Source organism: Kitasatospora sp. NBC_00374, from assembly GCF_041434935.1.
Classification (GTDB): Bacteria; Actinomycetota; Actinomycetes; order Streptomycetales; family Streptomycetaceae; genus Kitasatospora.
This window is the reverse complement of the sequence record NZ_CP107964.1, coordinates 6203431-6216879: the sequence shown is the minus strand read 5'-3', so window position 1 is coordinate 6216879 and position 13449 is coordinate 6203431. Positions and strand designations below refer to the sequence as shown.

General features: G+C 70.7%; 17 protein-coding genes. 3 read left to right on the top strand and 14 right to left on the bottom strand.

What is annotated here, in order from left to right; translation table 11 throughout:
- The first annotated feature begins 210 nt into the window (after positions 1 to 210).
- Together OG871_RS27800 and OG871_RS27795 are read left to right on the top strand one after the other, a co-directional pair.
- Positions 211 to 711 (top strand): hypothetical protein, encoded by a 501-nt coding sequence (locus OG871_RS27800; protein WP_371500368.1) that lies wholly within the window; start codon positions 211 to 213, stop codon positions 709 to 711.
- The gene (locus OG871_RS27795) at positions 692 to 4189 is read left to right on the top strand and encodes a tetratricopeptide repeat protein (RefSeq protein ID WP_371500366.1); all 3498 of its coding nucleotides are present in this window, start codon (positions 692 to 694) and stop codon (positions 4187 to 4189) included. The genes OG871_RS27800 and OG871_RS27795 overlap by 20 nt, the downstream gene beginning before the upstream one ends.
- Here OG871_RS27795 and OG871_RS27790 read toward each other — a convergent pair.
- The 13 genes from OG871_RS27790 to OG871_RS27730 form a co-directional block, all read right to left on the bottom strand.
- The gene (locus tag OG871_RS27790) at positions 4186 to 4494 is read right to left on the bottom strand and encodes a hypothetical protein (protein ID WP_371500365.1); all 309 of its coding nucleotides are present in this window, start codon (positions 4492 to 4494) and stop codon (positions 4186 to 4188) included. The genes OG871_RS27795 and OG871_RS27790 overlap by 4 nt on opposite strands.
- Positions 4495 to 4598: 104 nt before the next feature.
- A complete protein-coding gene (locus tag OG871_RS27785; RefSeq protein ID WP_371500363.1) occupies positions 4599 to 4967 on the bottom strand; it encodes a single-stranded DNA-binding protein in 369 nt (122 codons plus the stop codon).
- Between the two features lie 9 nt (positions 4968 to 4976).
- Positions 4977 to 5534 (bottom strand): hypothetical protein, encoded by a 558-nt coding sequence (locus OG871_RS27780; protein WP_371500361.1) that lies wholly within the window; start codon positions 5532 to 5534, stop codon positions 4977 to 4979.
- Positions 5535 to 5585: 51 nt separating this feature from the next.
- Positions 5586 to 5876 carry a hypothetical protein gene (locus tag OG871_RS27775; RefSeq protein WP_371500359.1) on the bottom strand — a complete coding sequence of 97 codons (291 nt, stop codon included), beginning with the start codon at positions 5874 to 5876 and terminating at the stop codon, positions 5586 to 5588.
- A 355-nt stretch (positions 5877 to 6231) separates the two neighbouring features.
- Entirely contained in the window at positions 6232 to 6678 is a 447-nt protein-coding gene (locus tag OG871_RS27770) for a hypothetical protein (RefSeq protein ID WP_371500357.1), read from the bottom strand.
- Complete coding sequence (locus OG871_RS27765; RefSeq protein ID WP_371500356.1) at positions 6675 to 7043, bottom strand: HU family DNA-binding protein; 369 nt, start codon at positions 7041 to 7043, stop codon at positions 6675 to 6677. Before OG871_RS27765 ends, OG871_RS27770 begins: the two co-directional genes overlap by 4 nt.
- 99 nt (positions 7044 to 7142) lie before the next feature.
- Positions 7143 to 7379: a hypothetical protein gene (locus OG871_RS27760; protein WP_371500355.1), complete on the bottom strand. Its 237-nt coding sequence runs from the start codon at positions 7377 to 7379 to the stop codon at positions 7143 to 7145.
- 66 nt (positions 7380 to 7445) lie between these two features.
- A complete protein-coding gene (locus OG871_RS27755) occupies positions 7446 to 8051 on the bottom strand; it encodes a hypothetical protein (protein ID WP_371500353.1) in 606 nt (201 codons plus the stop codon).
- Between the two features lie 159 nt (positions 8052 to 8210).
- Complete coding sequence (locus OG871_RS27750; RefSeq protein WP_371500351.1) at positions 8211 to 9170, bottom strand: LysM peptidoglycan-binding domain-containing protein; 960 nt, start codon at positions 9168 to 9170, stop codon at positions 8211 to 8213.
- A 126-nt stretch (positions 9171 to 9296) separates the two neighbouring features.
- The gene (locus tag OG871_RS27745) at positions 9297 to 9653 is read right to left on the bottom strand and encodes a hypothetical protein (RefSeq protein WP_371500349.1); all 357 of its coding nucleotides are present in this window, start codon (positions 9651 to 9653) and stop codon (positions 9297 to 9299) included.
- Entirely contained in the window at positions 9650 to 9838 is a 189-nt protein-coding gene (locus OG871_RS27740) for a hypothetical protein (RefSeq protein WP_371500348.1), read from the bottom strand. Before OG871_RS27740 ends, OG871_RS27745 begins: the two co-directional genes overlap by 4 nt.
- Positions 9839 to 10036: 198 nt before the next feature.
- Entirely contained in the window at positions 10037 to 11113 is a 1077-nt protein-coding gene (locus tag OG871_RS27735; RefSeq protein ID WP_371500347.1) for a hypothetical protein, read from the bottom strand.
- 102 nt (positions 11114 to 11215) lie between these two features.
- Entirely contained in the window at positions 11216 to 11800 is a 585-nt protein-coding gene (locus OG871_RS27730) for a hypothetical protein (protein WP_371500345.1), read from the bottom strand.
- 315 nt (positions 11801 to 12115) lie between these two features.
- Between OG871_RS27730 and OG871_RS27725 the strand changes: the two genes are divergently transcribed.
- Entirely contained in the window at positions 12116 to 12934 is an 819-nt protein-coding gene (locus OG871_RS27725; RefSeq protein WP_371500343.1) for a hypothetical protein, read from the top strand.
- Between the two features lie 65 nt (positions 12935 to 12999).
- On the opposite strand, the gene OG871_RS27720 is transcribed toward OG871_RS27725, so the two are convergent.
- Complete coding sequence (locus tag OG871_RS27720) at positions 13000 to 13389, bottom strand: hypothetical protein (protein WP_371500341.1); 390 nt, start codon at positions 13387 to 13389, stop codon at positions 13000 to 13002.
- Positions 13390 to 13449: the final 60 nt, after the last annotated feature.

The window sequence follows — 13449 nt, the reverse complement described above, 5'->3', positions numbered from 1 at the left end:
GTCCGGGCCCGTGGGTGGATCGGTCGGCTGACCGGCCGGCGGCCGGGGCCTGCGGTTTCGGGAAGCTGTCCGAACGCATGTTACGCGCTCATGCTCGGCCTCGACCCGGCCGATCGCGTCCGGACCGACCCGACTCACACGGTCCGCGCACGGCGAGACTGGGTGACGACACCTCGAAGCGTCTCCGACGAACCAAGGGAGCACTCACCTGTGGACCCGACGATAGCAACCCTGGCCATGACGGCGGCGACGACCATCGTGGGAGCCATGGCCACCAGCGCATGGGAGACCACGCGCACCGGTGTCACCGGCCTGTTCCGCCGTCGAGGGGCGGTCGAGCAGGCCGCCATCGCCGCCCAACTCGACCAGAACGCCGCCCTGGTACTGCGCACGGCGGATCCCGAGAGCGCCCGCCGGAGCGTCACTCCGCTCTGGCAGCTCCAGATGGAGGACTTCCTGAGCCAACACCCGGAAGCGGCCCAGGAGTTGCAGACGCTGCTAGACAGGATCCAGCCCCAGCTGCCTCAAGCCCAGGAGAACTGGGTGATGAACATCGTCGGTCTGGGCGGAATCACTGTCGGGACGATGGGGCCCGGCAGCGGCGTCCACATCCACAACTCCTCCAACCCCGCGCGGCCACGGCCGACCACAGGCCCTGCCACGACTGCCGATGACGCGAGAGCGGATACCAATGAGTCTGCAGACAGGTAAGCCGGAGGGCTCGCGGGAGCCGTACGGTCCACAGCAGGTGGTACGGGCGGAGAGCGGCTTCGCCTACGGCGCCGTCAACGCCGACATCCACGTGTTCGGCGACGGGCTACCGCTGTACCTGCTGGAGAACTGGAGGCCGGCGCCGGAGACCGATGCGAGTTGGCTCCAGGAGCAGCCGAGCCGGATGCTGAACTCCCGCTTCGCCGTGGTCGGCTTCACCGGTCGCGCGGACGAGCTTAGCCAGCTGCGCACGTGGCGCGAGAGCGGCCCGCGGCTGGCGGCGCGGTGGCTGCACGGACCGGGTGGGCAGGGTAAGAGCCGTCTCGCTGCGCAGTTCGCGGCGGAATCGGCAGCCGAAGGCTGGAAGGTCGTCACGGCCACCCACGGCCCTGGCAGCGTCATACCCGAACCCGGCAGCCAGGACATGCGCCTGGACGGGTTCGCAGGTGTACTGGTGATCGTCGACTATGCCGACCGCTGGCCACCGACCCATCTGACCTGGCTGCTGAGCAACGCCATGCTCCACCAGTCGGCCGTCCCCGCCCGGGTCCTGCTGCTAGCCCGAACCGTCGACCCCTGGCCCGCGCTTCGAGCTGGCCTGATCAACCAGCAGGCAGGTATCTCCACCCAGTTCCTGGAGCCGCTGCCATCAGACGAATCGGGGCGTCGGGCCGAGATGTTCGAAGCCGCACGCGACAGCTTCGCTACCCGCTACGGCGTCAGTACGCCAGCGGGCATCGCACCCCCCGGTCCGATGGCCGGCCGCGACTTCGGCCTCACCCTGGCCGTGCACATGGCCGCGCTCGTCGCCGTGGACGCCCATGTCCACGGTCGCCAACCACCGAGCGACATGGCCGGCCTCACCATCTACCTCCTTGACCGCGAACACGCGCACTGGGGCCGTCTCTACGGCGATGGAACCCACGAACTCGACCCCACCGAGCGGACCTACCTCACCCCACCCGGTGTCATGAACCGAACGGTCTTCACGGCCGCCCTCACCGGCCCGCTCCGGCTCGCCGCAGGCAAGGAACTCCTCATCACTCTCCGGCTTCGCCCCTCCCCCGAGCAGGTCATCGCCGACCACGCGATCTGCTATCCGCCAGCCAGCCTCGACGAGCAGTCAGTCCTCGAGCCCCTGTACCCCGACCGGCTCGCCGAAGACTTCCTCGCCCTTACCCTCCCCGGCCACACCTCCGACTACCCCGCGCAGACCTGGGCCAGCCCCACGACGACCGCCCTGCTCACCCGCGACGGCGAGGACTCATCGGCGCTCTGGACTCCCCGTGCGATCACCTTCCTCGCTGCCGCGTCCGAACGCTGGAAGCACGTCGCCCCCAGGCACCTCTACCCCCTCCTCGACAGGGATCCCCAACTCGCGCTGGACGCCGGCAGCGCAGCCCTCACGTCCCTCGCCGCCCTCGACGACCTCCCTATGGAACTCCTGGAAGCCATCGAGGCCCGGTTTCCCCCCTCGCGGCACACCGACCTCGACGCCGGCATGGCAGCCCTGACCGCCCGCCTCATCCGCCACTGCTTGGCAACCACCGACGACCTCGCCGAGCACGCCCGTCTGTATCTGGTCCTCGCGGCGCGCCAGCACAACGCCGGACTCTACGACCAGGCGCTGGAAGCCACCGAAAAGCAGGTGGCGATCTTCCGGCGCCTGGTACAGGCAAACCCGGCCACCCACGAACCCGACCTCGCCGATTCCTTAACCAGCCTCGGCGTCGCCCTGTCGAAGGTGGGGCGGCGGGAAGAGGCCCTGCGGCCCGCCGAAGAGGCGCTAGGCGTCTGGCGGCAGCTGGCCCAAGCAGACCCCACCGCCCACGAACCCCACCTGGCACGGGCACTGTCCAACTGCTGCGGCCGCCTCTTGGAAGTGGGGCGGCGGGAGGAGGCCCTGCGACCCGCCGAAGAGGCGGTGGAGCTCTGGCGGCGGCTCGCACGGGCAGACCCGGCCGCCCATGAAGCCCGTCTCGCCACGGCGCTCCCAAACCTCGCTCGCGTTATGTCGGACGTGGGGCGGCGGGAGGAGGCCCTGCGGACCGTGCAGGAGGCGGTGGAACTCTGGCGGCGGCTCGCACGGGCAGACCCCGCCATCCACGAACCCGGCCTGGCCTCATCGTTGTCCAGCCTCGGTGCCGATCTATCGGAAATGGGACGTCGGCGGGAGGCGGCTGCGGCTCATCAGCAGGCGGTGGAGATCCGACGGCGACTCGCCCGAACGACCCCGGCCGCCCACGAACCCGACCTCGCGACGTCACTGATGAATCTCGGTCTCACCCTGTGGGAGGTCGGGGAGCGGGAAGAAGCAATCCGAGCAGCGGAAGAAGCACTGAACACCTGGCGGAGGCTGGCCCGAACCAACCCGGCCGCCCACGAACCCCGCCTGGCCGCATCCCTATCCAGCCTCGGTGGCCTGCTGGCAGAGGCGAGGCGCTGGGGTGATGCGCTCGAGGTTCATCAGCAGGCGGTGGAGATCCGACGGCGACTGGCCCTGATGACCCCAGCCGCGCACGAGCCGGACCTGGCGGAGTCGTTGTCCAACCTGGGCACTGCCCTGTTCGAGGCGGGGCGGCGAGAGGAGGCACTGCGGGTCGCACAGGAGGCGGCGGAGCTCCACCGACGGCTGGCCCGGGAACTCCCCGCCGCACACGAACCCGGGCTCGCCACGTCATTGTCCAACCTCAATGGCTACCTGGCCAGGATGGGGCGGCCGGAAGAGGCACTGCGGGTCGCACAGGAGGTGGCGGACCTCAGCCGACGGCTGGCCCGGGAACTCCCCGCCGCACACGAACCCGAGCTCGCGGCATCGCTGTACAACCTGGGGCTCACCCTGGCAAGGCATGATCGTCGAACGGAAGCCGCTCACGTCCTTGCGGAGGCTGTACAGATCTACCGTCGGCTCGCCGACGACGCCCCCATCACCTTCGAACCCGACCTGATGAATGCACTGTTCAATCTCGGTGCCATCCTCGCAGAAGCGGGCCATCTCCAGGACGCACTCGAACCACAACGCCAAGCCGCCGAGCTCTGCCGACGGCTGGTCCAAACCGATCCCGACCACGAGCCGCGCTTAGCATGGTCGCTCTTCAACTACGGCGCCACCTTGCACCAGATGAGACAGTGGCGGGAAGCGCTGGAACCGCAGCAGCAGGCTGTCGACGCCTACCGGCGGCTGGCCCGGGTAGAGCCCGCCACTTACGAGCCACGCCTGGTCCCATCCCTGACCAACCTCGGCCAAAACCTGATCAAGCTGAAGCAGTGGAAGCAGGCAACACACGCCATCGAGGAAGCGATCGCGGTTGCCCGCCGGTTGGCCGAGACCGACCCCGGCACACACAACGAAAGCCTGGTCGGTCTGCTGATCCTCGACGCACGGATACGCGTTGGCGGTCGGCGCGACATTCTTGGAGCGTGGCAGGCAGCCAAGGAAGCCTTCCACATCAACCTCCAGGGTGATCTGCCGCGCTAGCCGCGCTTGCGGTTGCGCAGCTCCAGGCCGGCTTCCTTCGCGTAGCGGGTGATCAGGGCGGACTCCAGGCCCGACGCCTCGGACAGCTCGTAGACGGTGCGGGTGCGGTCCGGGTAGGCACCCACGACGGCCTCGCGGCGCAGCTTGCGCATGTCGGTCAGTGTCGAGTCGACCGCGGCCAGAGGCTCGCGCAGTGCCTCCAGCATCTCGATGGGGGTGAGGCCGGCAGCCTTCAGGGCCTTGACCGCCTCCTGGAGGGCTTTGGCGGCGCTGGTCAGCTCCGTGCTCAGCTTCCTGCCGCTCATGATGCTCCTCGCGTGATGGTCCGGCTGCCCGGACGGGGTACGACGTCATGTCTATCAGTCGACCGAAGGGCGGTGCGAGCAATGGTCGCACCGCCAACCACCAACTAGTCCGCCTCGCCCCCGGCGGTCACCACACGCAGGAACGGCATCCCCTCGTGAAGCAGCGCCCCGATGTCGGACACCTCGAGTTCGATCGACGGGTGAGGGGCGGAGCCGGCGGCGCGCCCGGAGCGCTCCCGCAGGGCACCGATCACGATCACTCGGTCACCCGCCCGGAAGGTGTCGGCGATCAGCTGGGCCATGCCTCGCCAGGCGACGCACCGCAGGAGCAACGGCCCGGCAGCCGCGCGGCGCTTGCCGCGCTCGGCGAGGGCGGGGCGCTGTTCGAGGGTGAACGTGACGTTCTGGACGGGGCTGCCGGGTATCCGGTGGAGCTCCGGGCCCTTGCGGATGCGGCCGATCAACGTCTGCATGGTCACGGGTCACCAGCCCCGTCCGGCCGCGTGGCCGGCCAGCTCAGCGGCATCTGTGACTGCGGCTGCATCCAGGCACCGGGCGAGGATCAGCAGATGCCGGGCGTCGTCCAGGGCGTGGTGTCGACGGGTCTGCTGGTCGGGCAGTTCGTCCGGATCCACGCCGAGGCGGTGCGCCTCCTGCCGCAGGTCGTTGGTCCAGTCCGGGACCGCGTCCGGCAGATCCAGCTCCGTGCCGAACAGCTGGCAGAGGAGGACATGAGCGTGGGCTCCGCGCCACGACCAGAGTTCGACGTCAGGCACGGCCGCGAGGAAGTCGGCGACCTCTGCGGCGATGCGGCTGCACACCTTGACGTCCGGGTGGCTGCGGTCGAGCAGGTGGTCACCGCGTGTCGGCAGGTGCGGCCAGGCGGCAGTCCGCAGCGACGGGTCCAAGAGGACATGGCGGGCGGGCAGGCCTCTGTTGACCGCGTAGTACGTTCCACCGTCCTCGCGGACCAGGCCGATGCTGAGCAGGGCGAGCCGGTTGCTGTAGTCGAGGTACTGGGCGCTGTAGAAGACCCTCACGGCGTCTCTCCAGGGTTGGGTTCCGATTGGCAGGTCGGTGTGGTGGTGCCGTCACGAGGCGGATTCGGCGAGTTCTTGTTGCTGGGTCAGCCGCTCCAGGGTGTCGGCCTCGGACTCGAAGGCGCTGCTGTCCGGCTGGTCGTGGTAGACGCGCAGCCCGTCCAGGGCCATGCGCAGCCGCCAGTCGTGGAGCTCCTGCGGGGTGCTGTAGCGGGAGCGCTTGGCGGTGTCGTGGTCGCGGCGGAGCCTGGCCGCGGAGATCCGCCACCGATAGCGTTGAAGTCGTAGTAGTGCACCCAGACGGTCGCGCGCCCGTACTCGGCGTAGGCGAACGGGCCTCACCGATGCCGGTCACGTACGTCCAGTCGCCGTCCTGGGCGTCGCGGTGCAGCGGCTCACCGTCAGGGGCGAGCTGGGTGATGCTGCTCGTCCCCACGTGATCGAGGACGAGCACGCCGGCTCGGTGGACTGTCCAGCAGCCTTCCGCTCGGCCGAAGTTGTCGCGGCCGTGGTCGCAGTCGTCGCCGGTGTAGGCGGTGAGGATCTGCCCGTGTAGCTCGGTCTTGCTGCCGTTGTAGCGGACTCTGATGCCGGCCATGGTGTTGTCCTGTCGCCTGAAGTTGGGTGGGCCGCCCCGGGGGTTACGACCTGCGGCGGCGCGGCGCGGCAGCCGTCGGGCGGCCGCCGCACCGTCGCATCAGCCGTGTCCTTCGGAAGGCGGCGCGCAGCCTTCCATGTGGGGCCCGAGCGCTGCGTCGATCAGCTCGCGCACTGTTCGCAGCGCCTCGTTCCAGCCGTCCGACCGCTGGTCCTGCCCGCGTTGCTCGCCGAGGGAGACGACCGAGGACAAGGCCGCGAGCATCGCCGGGACCGGCAGGACGACGACGCGGGTCGCCCCGCCGTGCCCGTGGATCGCCTCAACGTCCTGCCCCCGGTCCCAGCTGACGGTCGAGCCTCGATCGCCGCGCCATCGGGTGACCGCGCCGGAGCCGGCGGCCGTCGAGAAGTAGCAACCCTCGGCCACCGTCCCGGCGCCAGAGACCCCGGACACGTCAACGTCGCGGCGCAGTACGTAGGGCGTCGGCGGGGCGGGTTGGAACTGCTCGACGAAGACGGACAGGCGGTCCGCTAGATCTCGGCTCACGCCGCGTCCTGGACCGGCGCCAGCGCCCTGGTGTGGGTGCCCTTCGGGTCCTTGCGGATGGAGCTGCCGCTCTCCGGGAGCGCGCGGCGGCTGTCCGCGAGGTCCTTGAATCGCTCGTGCGGGCGGAAGCGGGGCACCCGGCGGGCCGGGACCTTCATCCTCTCGCCGGTCTGGGGGTTGCGGGCGAGGCGGCTGGCATGCTCGACCGGCTCGAAGGCACCGAAGCCGGTAACGGAGACCGTGTCACCGGCGACGACGGCGCGAACGATGGTGTCCAGCACCGCCTCGAGGGCGGCGGTAGCGGCGCGCCGGCCTCCGAGCTGGGGGGCGAGGCGGTCGATGAGGGTGTTCTTGTTGATCTTCATTTGCGCGTTCCTGTCCTGGGTTGGGTGAGTGGGGCGTGGTGCCGGGCCGGGCGCCGGTGTCGTCGTCACGGCGCCCGGCCCGGGGTGTGGGGTGCGCCGCTACACGGCCAGCTGCGGCACGGGCGCCGGGGCCGGGCTGGGCGCGGGCAGGGGCGGGGTGACGACCGGCTTGGCCGGGCCGGGAGGAGTGGCGCAGCCGGGCTGGGCGGGCTGCGATGCCGGGATTGTGGGCGGCTGGCTGGGGGCGTCGGCGGTGCGCGCCACGGCGGCGCCGCTGATGGTGCCGAGCACCAGTCCGGCGAGGAGAGAGCCGACGAACAGAGCGGGGCTGCGCATGGCGGGTTCCTTCCTGTGGTGCGGCCTGACCGGCCCCGCCCGGGGGCGGGGCCGGTCAGGTTCCGGTCAGTGGCCGGGGGTCGGGCGGCCAGGCACCAGGGGCGGGAGGCTGGTCGCGGTGGGCGAGGGGCTGGAGGTGGCCGACGGGCTCGGCGCGGGGGCCGGGCTCACGGTCGTGGTGGGCGACGGGTTGGGTGCGCAGATCGTCGGGGCGCCGGTCGGGGCGGGCGCCACCGGGGACGGGGCGGTCTGCACGTGGGTGACCGTCACGGTGACGGTCGGGACGGGGGCGGGCTGCTCGGCCGTCTGGGTGACGACGGCTGGGGCGGGGGTGAGGCCCGGGGCCGGGATGGCGGGCGCCATCGGCAGCGCCGGGGCGGCCGGGGCCAGGGCCGGGGCCGCCGGGACCTGGGTCGGCAGGGCCGGGAAGGTCGGGGCCTCGGTGTTGAGCTGGGCCGGGGCGGCCGTCAGGGTCGGGACGAGGTTGGTCGGGATGGGCTGGGCGCTCGGGGCGGGGGTGGCGGCCGGGCGGCCCATCACGACGGAACCGGCGACGAACCCGGCGGCGGCGAGGCCGAGGGCGACCACGGTCCGCTTGTCGAGGCGCTTGGTGGCCGGGCGGGTGCCGGTCTCGCTCTGAGCGTTGGCCTCGGTGGCGGGGGTGTCGGTCATGGGGCTGTACTCCCTGTGCGTTGGGCCGGGGCTTCGCGTTCCCCGGCTGGCAGGACCAGCCTCGCACAGAACAGACTTCAGTCAAATAACCAGACCTAGGTAACTTTAGGTTCGGGATGGGCACTCAAAGCGCCCACCCCGAAGGCGAGTTGACGGGTCCTACCGGCCGCGCAGGCCGTGAGCGGTCTGGTAGGCGTACAGCCAGGTCACCGGCCCCGTCAGCCCGTCTGCCGGCCCCAGATCGCCGACGTAGCGCTCCTGGAGCGCCTGCACCTTCTGGAGGTCGAGCGGCTCCATGTCCTCGCTCGGCCCGACCCGGTACGGCGGCCCCCACTCACCGGCCTGGAGCCAGGTCTGCAGCTGCTTGGCGTACGGGCTGTGCGCGCCCAGGACGAAGTGCTCGCGGCCCGGGAACGGTGGGGCCGGAATCTGGAGCTGCTGGCCGGCCTGGAGGTCGGGGTCGGAGATGCCGTTGAGGGTGATGAGCTGCGTCACGCTCGTTTCGAACCTCCCGGCGAGCGCGCTGAGAGTGTCGCCCGGCTGCACCGTGTAGATGCCGGCGCCGTCACCGGAGGGCTGCGGCGCCGGCTGCTCGCCGCCGCCCCCTGCGGGTCGGGGTGCGCCGCGCTGGATCCAGCCGTACAGCTCGTCGCCGGGGCACGTGGTGGCGTAGCCGTCGCGGTGGCCGCGCACCTCGCCGCCGACGCCGCCCTCGCCGCGGCAGTACTCGATGGCGTCGACCAGGCCGCCCAGCATCTCGTTAGTCGGCGAGGTGATGCCGGAGGTGCCCACCATCGCGCACACCGCGTAATGGCCGGCGTTCAGCGTCGAGTTGCCGTTCGCCCCGTTCCTGCGACCGAGGCCGCGCCCCTCGTGAACGTACCCGTGAGGGCACACGACGAACGAGTAGGCGATGTCGATCCAGTCCTCGTTCGGGTCGTCGAGGTGGGCGCGCTGGATGTCGCGGACGTGGCCGGCGCACCAGCCGTGGTCGCCCAGCAGACCACCGGGCACGGCAGACCCCTCGTAGTGGATCTTCACGCCTCGCGTGGAGGTGATGCGGGCGTAGGAGCCGGTGGGCGCCGCTGCGCCCCACTCGGCGCGGGAGACGAGCTTCACCGGCCCACCTCCCGCGCGAGGGCGGCCCGGCGGTCGCTCATGTGGTTGGTCGGCACGATGTCCTCCCATGTGGGGGTGGTTGATGCGCCGGGACGCTATGCGGCAACCGCCGTTAAGGTCGCGCCGTCAGCTGTCGACCCTCTCGACCAACACCCCGCCCTCGTAGCCGAATCGGCGCTTCCGCACGTACTCGGCGGGCAGGAAGATCGGCACCACGCCGCCGCCCTCGGCCGGCACAAGGCCGGTCCTGTAGCCGGCCGTCAGGACCATCACCCACTCTTCCGGCTTGGCTTCGGCGAAGCCCGCGGGCACGGTGGTGCCCTCCGGGACGCGCCGCTCGCTGGCGCGGCGGGCGTGCTGGCGGGCGATGTGCGGGCACAGCGTCAGGGCAGCTTCCGCGCAGGCCTCGTGCATCGGCGGGTCCGTGTAGCCGCCGGCCTCGGCCGACCCGGGCCCGCCGAGGAACGCGACGTGCCCGCTCATCCGCCGGGCCACAGCGCGCAGCACCCCTTGATGGCGAGGTACATGGCGGTCTGCCCGTTGATCGACACGAAGTCGGCCGTGCCATCTGGCCGCTCGTTGACGGCGGGGATCGGCAGGCCACGACGCAGGTCAACCGGCCGGGCAGCGAGACCAGGCGGCAGGTCAGGCAGAGTGGTCTTCGACATGTTCTCCTCCAAGGCGCCCCGTCGCGAGGGGCTGGCAACTGGCTGGCCGCGCTCGCGCAGGACCCCAGCGCAGCGGCCGGGCCTGGCGGAACCAGGTCCTGAACAACGTGCCCCGGCCCTGCCGGTAGCGGGCCCGGGACCCGTGCGCGGACGGGTGCCACCACAGTCCCCACCGCTGCCCGGGGCGGACAACAGGGCTCAGCGCACGGAACGGACGACGCCCTCCGGGGCCATCCCCTGAGCGTCGAGCAGGTCTTCCGATACCCAGTAGGGCTCGACCAGCGCGGAGTCCGCGACGGTGCGGCCCGGGCCGCGCCACACCGTCTTCAGGTGCCCGCTGCGCTGATGAGGGGGCAGTCGCCAGCCGCCCCGTCCGCCGCTCCCCGTAGGCGCCGGCCTGGGGCCCTGACGGGCCTCCTGGGCCCGGACGCGGGCTGCCTTGAGGGCAGGGCCCAACCGCCACCCCAACCGCAGGAACTGGTCAGGCTTCTTCCAGGAGCGCTGCTGGTCACGTTTGGCGCTCTTGCCCCTGCCCGCGCCCTTCGACCTGACCTGGGAGGCCTCCTGAATGTCCGCCTTGGACGAGCAGAGATACATGGCGAGCCGCAGAACGTGCCCGACGAAGCTCACCTCACACTCCGTCGGCTCCTCGCGTCCAACCTTCCGCGCGTTGCGCAGTGCCAGGTCTTGCACGGTGAACCGCGCCTCGGTGTCTGTCGGGATGGAGCAGTACAGGTACTCCAGCCCGACCGCACCCCGTTCCTCGCTCCGGTACTCGACCACCGCCACGGCGGCCAGCTCGCCCATGCGCGGATCGGTGGTGTGGCACAGCAAAGTGCTGTCCTGCACCCGTCCGCACAGCATCACGGCCAGCAGCAGGCCAGGCCCGCCGTCCAGCGCCACGCACGGCCACGGCTCGGCGAGGACGAGCATTGGGTTGTTTGGTCGCCTCAGCCGCCGGAACACACCTCCGGCCATCGTGCCGACCGCGTAGCTCTGGAGCTCGGACCCCATGTCGGGGTGCACGGCATACACGCACTTCTCCCGGCCCCACAGCCTCCACATCGCCGAGAGGGTCGTCATGTTCCTGATCTCGTGCACGCCCAAGTCACCGGCAGACCCGGCGGCGATCATGGCGCCGCCCTCGATCGCCTGCTGGGGCAGTAGCCCGAGTCCTATGCGGCGCAGGATGCGGTCTGCGGTCTGCATCTCCCACTCCACCCGCTCCGCTGCCTCGGCCACCATGCGGCCGACCATCACGTCCTTGCTGGCCATCTCGGCCCTCCACCCCCCAGGCCCCGTTGGCCCGACGTCCCCCACACTCACCAGCCAGAGCAAAGGCGGACAACAGTCTGATATGGCACCAGACTTGGGAATTCAGGACTCCGGGCCTTCGACGAGCTCGGCCTCGACAACCTGCGCGTCCTCCTCCAGCTCCGTGGCGAACTCCTCGCGGATCTGCGCCAGCCGGGCCGCCAGCCGGTCGATGTCCTCACCCGCCCCGCTCGCCGCCGGCAGCTCACCCCCACCCGCCGGCGCCAGCTCGATACGGGCCTGCGCCGCGCGGCCGAACGTCTCCGGCGCCAGGCACGCCAGCAGGAACTGCGCGGCCCTCCAGTCCGGCTGCGCGAAGTCCCGCTCCGTCTGCACGACCTGCTGGCCGCTGTCGGGATCACGCACCACACGGGTCCGCTCCCGCAGCACGTGCCCGCCCTGCGCCGCCTTCCGCACCAGCAGCACCAGCTGCGCCTTGCCCTCGCTACGCGCGCGCATGAACCTGTCGCGAAACTCGCGAAACTGCCGCTCCCCCGACTTCGCCCGCTGCCCCGCCTCGATACGCTGCTGCTCCTGATCCCCGCGCTCCAGCCACCGGTACACCGTGCTGGCGTGCACGCCAGCCATCGGCGCCGCATCGCTCACCGGAACGCCGGCGCGCACCGCATCGAGCAGCCTCTTCTCCACCTCCGGTTCGAGGGCTGGGCGGCGGCCACGGCGGCCAGGACGAGGGGTATCCACAGTGGGGACGGTACGTCGGCAACCAGGTCAAGGGCGCTCTGAGGCACTCCAGGTCACGTGGAGCCGCCGCAGAGCCCGCTGCACAGGGGATGGCTCCTGCGGCCAGAAGGGCGCGCGCCGCCGAGCACACCAGACTCAACTGCGCCTCGATACCCCCCAGTTCACCCCTGACAGGCCCTATGAATTCAGCACACGGAAACGCAGGATTGACCACCTGCCTCCCACGGCATGCAGCCATATCCAACCGACCCGAGGTGCGCAATGAGCCAACGATCGACCCGAACCGCCTGGAATCTCATGCGCCGAGCTGGACTTGTTGCACTGGGTGCCCTTGCGCTGTTGGGTGGGCAAATTCAGCCCGCCGGAGCAACGGACTACACGCTCCAGCTCAACCCCGGAACCACGCTCTACCCCGGCGAGTCTGTCTGGTCCCCGAATCACCTCTACCGGATCACACAGCAGGCAGACGGGAACCTGGTCGAGTATGCCGCCCCCGGAAACAAGCCGTTCTGGGCGAGCGGAACCGGCGGACATTCAGGCTCCGTGACCCAAATGCAAAGCGACGGAAATCTCGTCGTCTATGCCCCGGGCCACGTTGCTATTTGGGCCACTGGCACGGGAGGCCACGCCGGCACCGTACTTCAGGTTCAGGACGACGCGAACGTCGTCCTCTACGCCCCAGGCCACGCTGCAGTTTGGGCAACGAATGCCCAGAACATCTCACCGTGCACGGACGGCAGCAGGGATCAGGCGGCCCAGTACGCGGCGAAAGGCGAGTTCTACACGCCCGTCCCGGCGGCGACGTGGTCCGACCCCGTTGTCAGCTACGCCGTGGAGCTCCGCTTTCACCCACAAACCCGCTGCGCATGGGCGCTCGCGACTGGAGGTAGCGGCGGAAGCGAGGTCTGGATTGAGCGGTCCAGGGACGGCGGCGCTCACGTAGCTGAGTCGGAGCTAGGCAAGCGGCCGGTGAACGGCAGTTCCTACACCGGTGTCTTCAACGACTCCTTCCCGTACGTCGTGAGGGCGTGCCGGTCCAACATCGTCGGCGGTGCTACGCATTGCACCTTGTGGTTCTGATGGGCCGTCTAGCACGGCGGGCTGCGCGCAGCACCGTCTGGTGCCGCGCGCAGCCCGCGACGCTGCTACTCCCAGCCGAGGTTGTAGACGAACTCGTCGTACGCGTAGCCCGTCGCGCCACTGACCATCGGGGGCAGAGTGACCACGGCTGCCGGGTTGCCGTTCTCGTCCATCGTCAGGTCCTCCACCGGCCCGCCGAGGGTGGTCTGCCGGGAGCCGTCCTCGGTCTCCCACACCGTGACCACCAGGGCGTCGTCCGGCAGTGCGACGAGCCGCCCCCACAGCATGGAAGCGCTCATGACGTCCTCGGCGGTGTTCACCTGCGGCAGGCCGACCACACAGACTCGGCGGCCGGTCTCGTCGCGGACGTGGGCCTGGACCGGCCAGCCGACGACGGCCCAGCCGGACCCGTCGTCGGTGGCACGCTCGGCGACGACCACGGCGTCAGCAGGCATCTGCAGGAGCCTGGCCCGGAGGGTCGAGACTCGCAGCACATCTGCAGGCACCTCAAGGGG

Bases quoted from the DNA above. Each gene is read 5' to 3' on its own strand.
- OG871_RS27795 (WP_371500366.1), top strand. From the start codon at position 692: ATGAGTCTGCAGACAGGTAAGCCGGAGGGCTCGCGGGAGCCGTACGGT.
- OG871_RS27790 (WP_371500365.1), bottom strand. From the start codon at position 4,494: ATGAGCGGCAGGAAGCTGAGCACGGAGCTGACCAGCGCCGCCAAAGCC.
- OG871_RS27785 (WP_371500363.1), bottom strand. From the start codon at position 4,967: ATGCAGACGTTGATCGGCCGCATCCGCAAGGGCCCGGAGCTCCACCGG.
- OG871_RS27765 (WP_371500356.1), bottom strand. From the start codon at position 7,043: ATGAAGATCAACAAGAACACCCTCATCGACCGCCTCGCCCCCCAGCTC.
- OG871_RS27760 (WP_371500355.1), bottom strand. From the start codon at position 7,379: ATGCGCAGCCCCGCTCTGTTCGTCGGCTCTCTCCTCGCCGGACTGGTG.
- OG871_RS27755 (WP_371500353.1), bottom strand. From the start codon at position 8,051: ATGACCGACACCCCCGCCACCGAGGCCAACGCTCAGAGCGAGACCGGC.
- OG871_RS27745 (WP_371500349.1), bottom strand. From the start codon at position 9,653: ATGAGCGGGCACGTCGCGTTCCTCGGCGGGCCCGGGTCGGCCGAGGCC.
- OG871_RS27740 (WP_371500348.1), bottom strand. From the start codon at position 9,838: ATGTCGAAGACCACTCTGCCTGACCTGCCGCCTGGTCTCGCTGCCCGG.
- OG871_RS27735 (WP_371500347.1), bottom strand. From the start codon at position 11,113: ATGGCCAGCAAGGACGTGATGGTCGGCCGCATGGTGGCCGAGGCAGCG.
- OG871_RS27725 (WP_371500343.1), top strand. From the start codon at position 12,116: ATGAGCCAACGATCGACCCGAACCGCCTGGAATCTCATGCGCCGAGCT.
- OG871_RS27720 (WP_371500341.1), bottom strand. From the start codon at position 13,389: ATGCCTGCTGACGCCGTGGTCGTCGCCGAGCGTGCCACCGACGACGGG.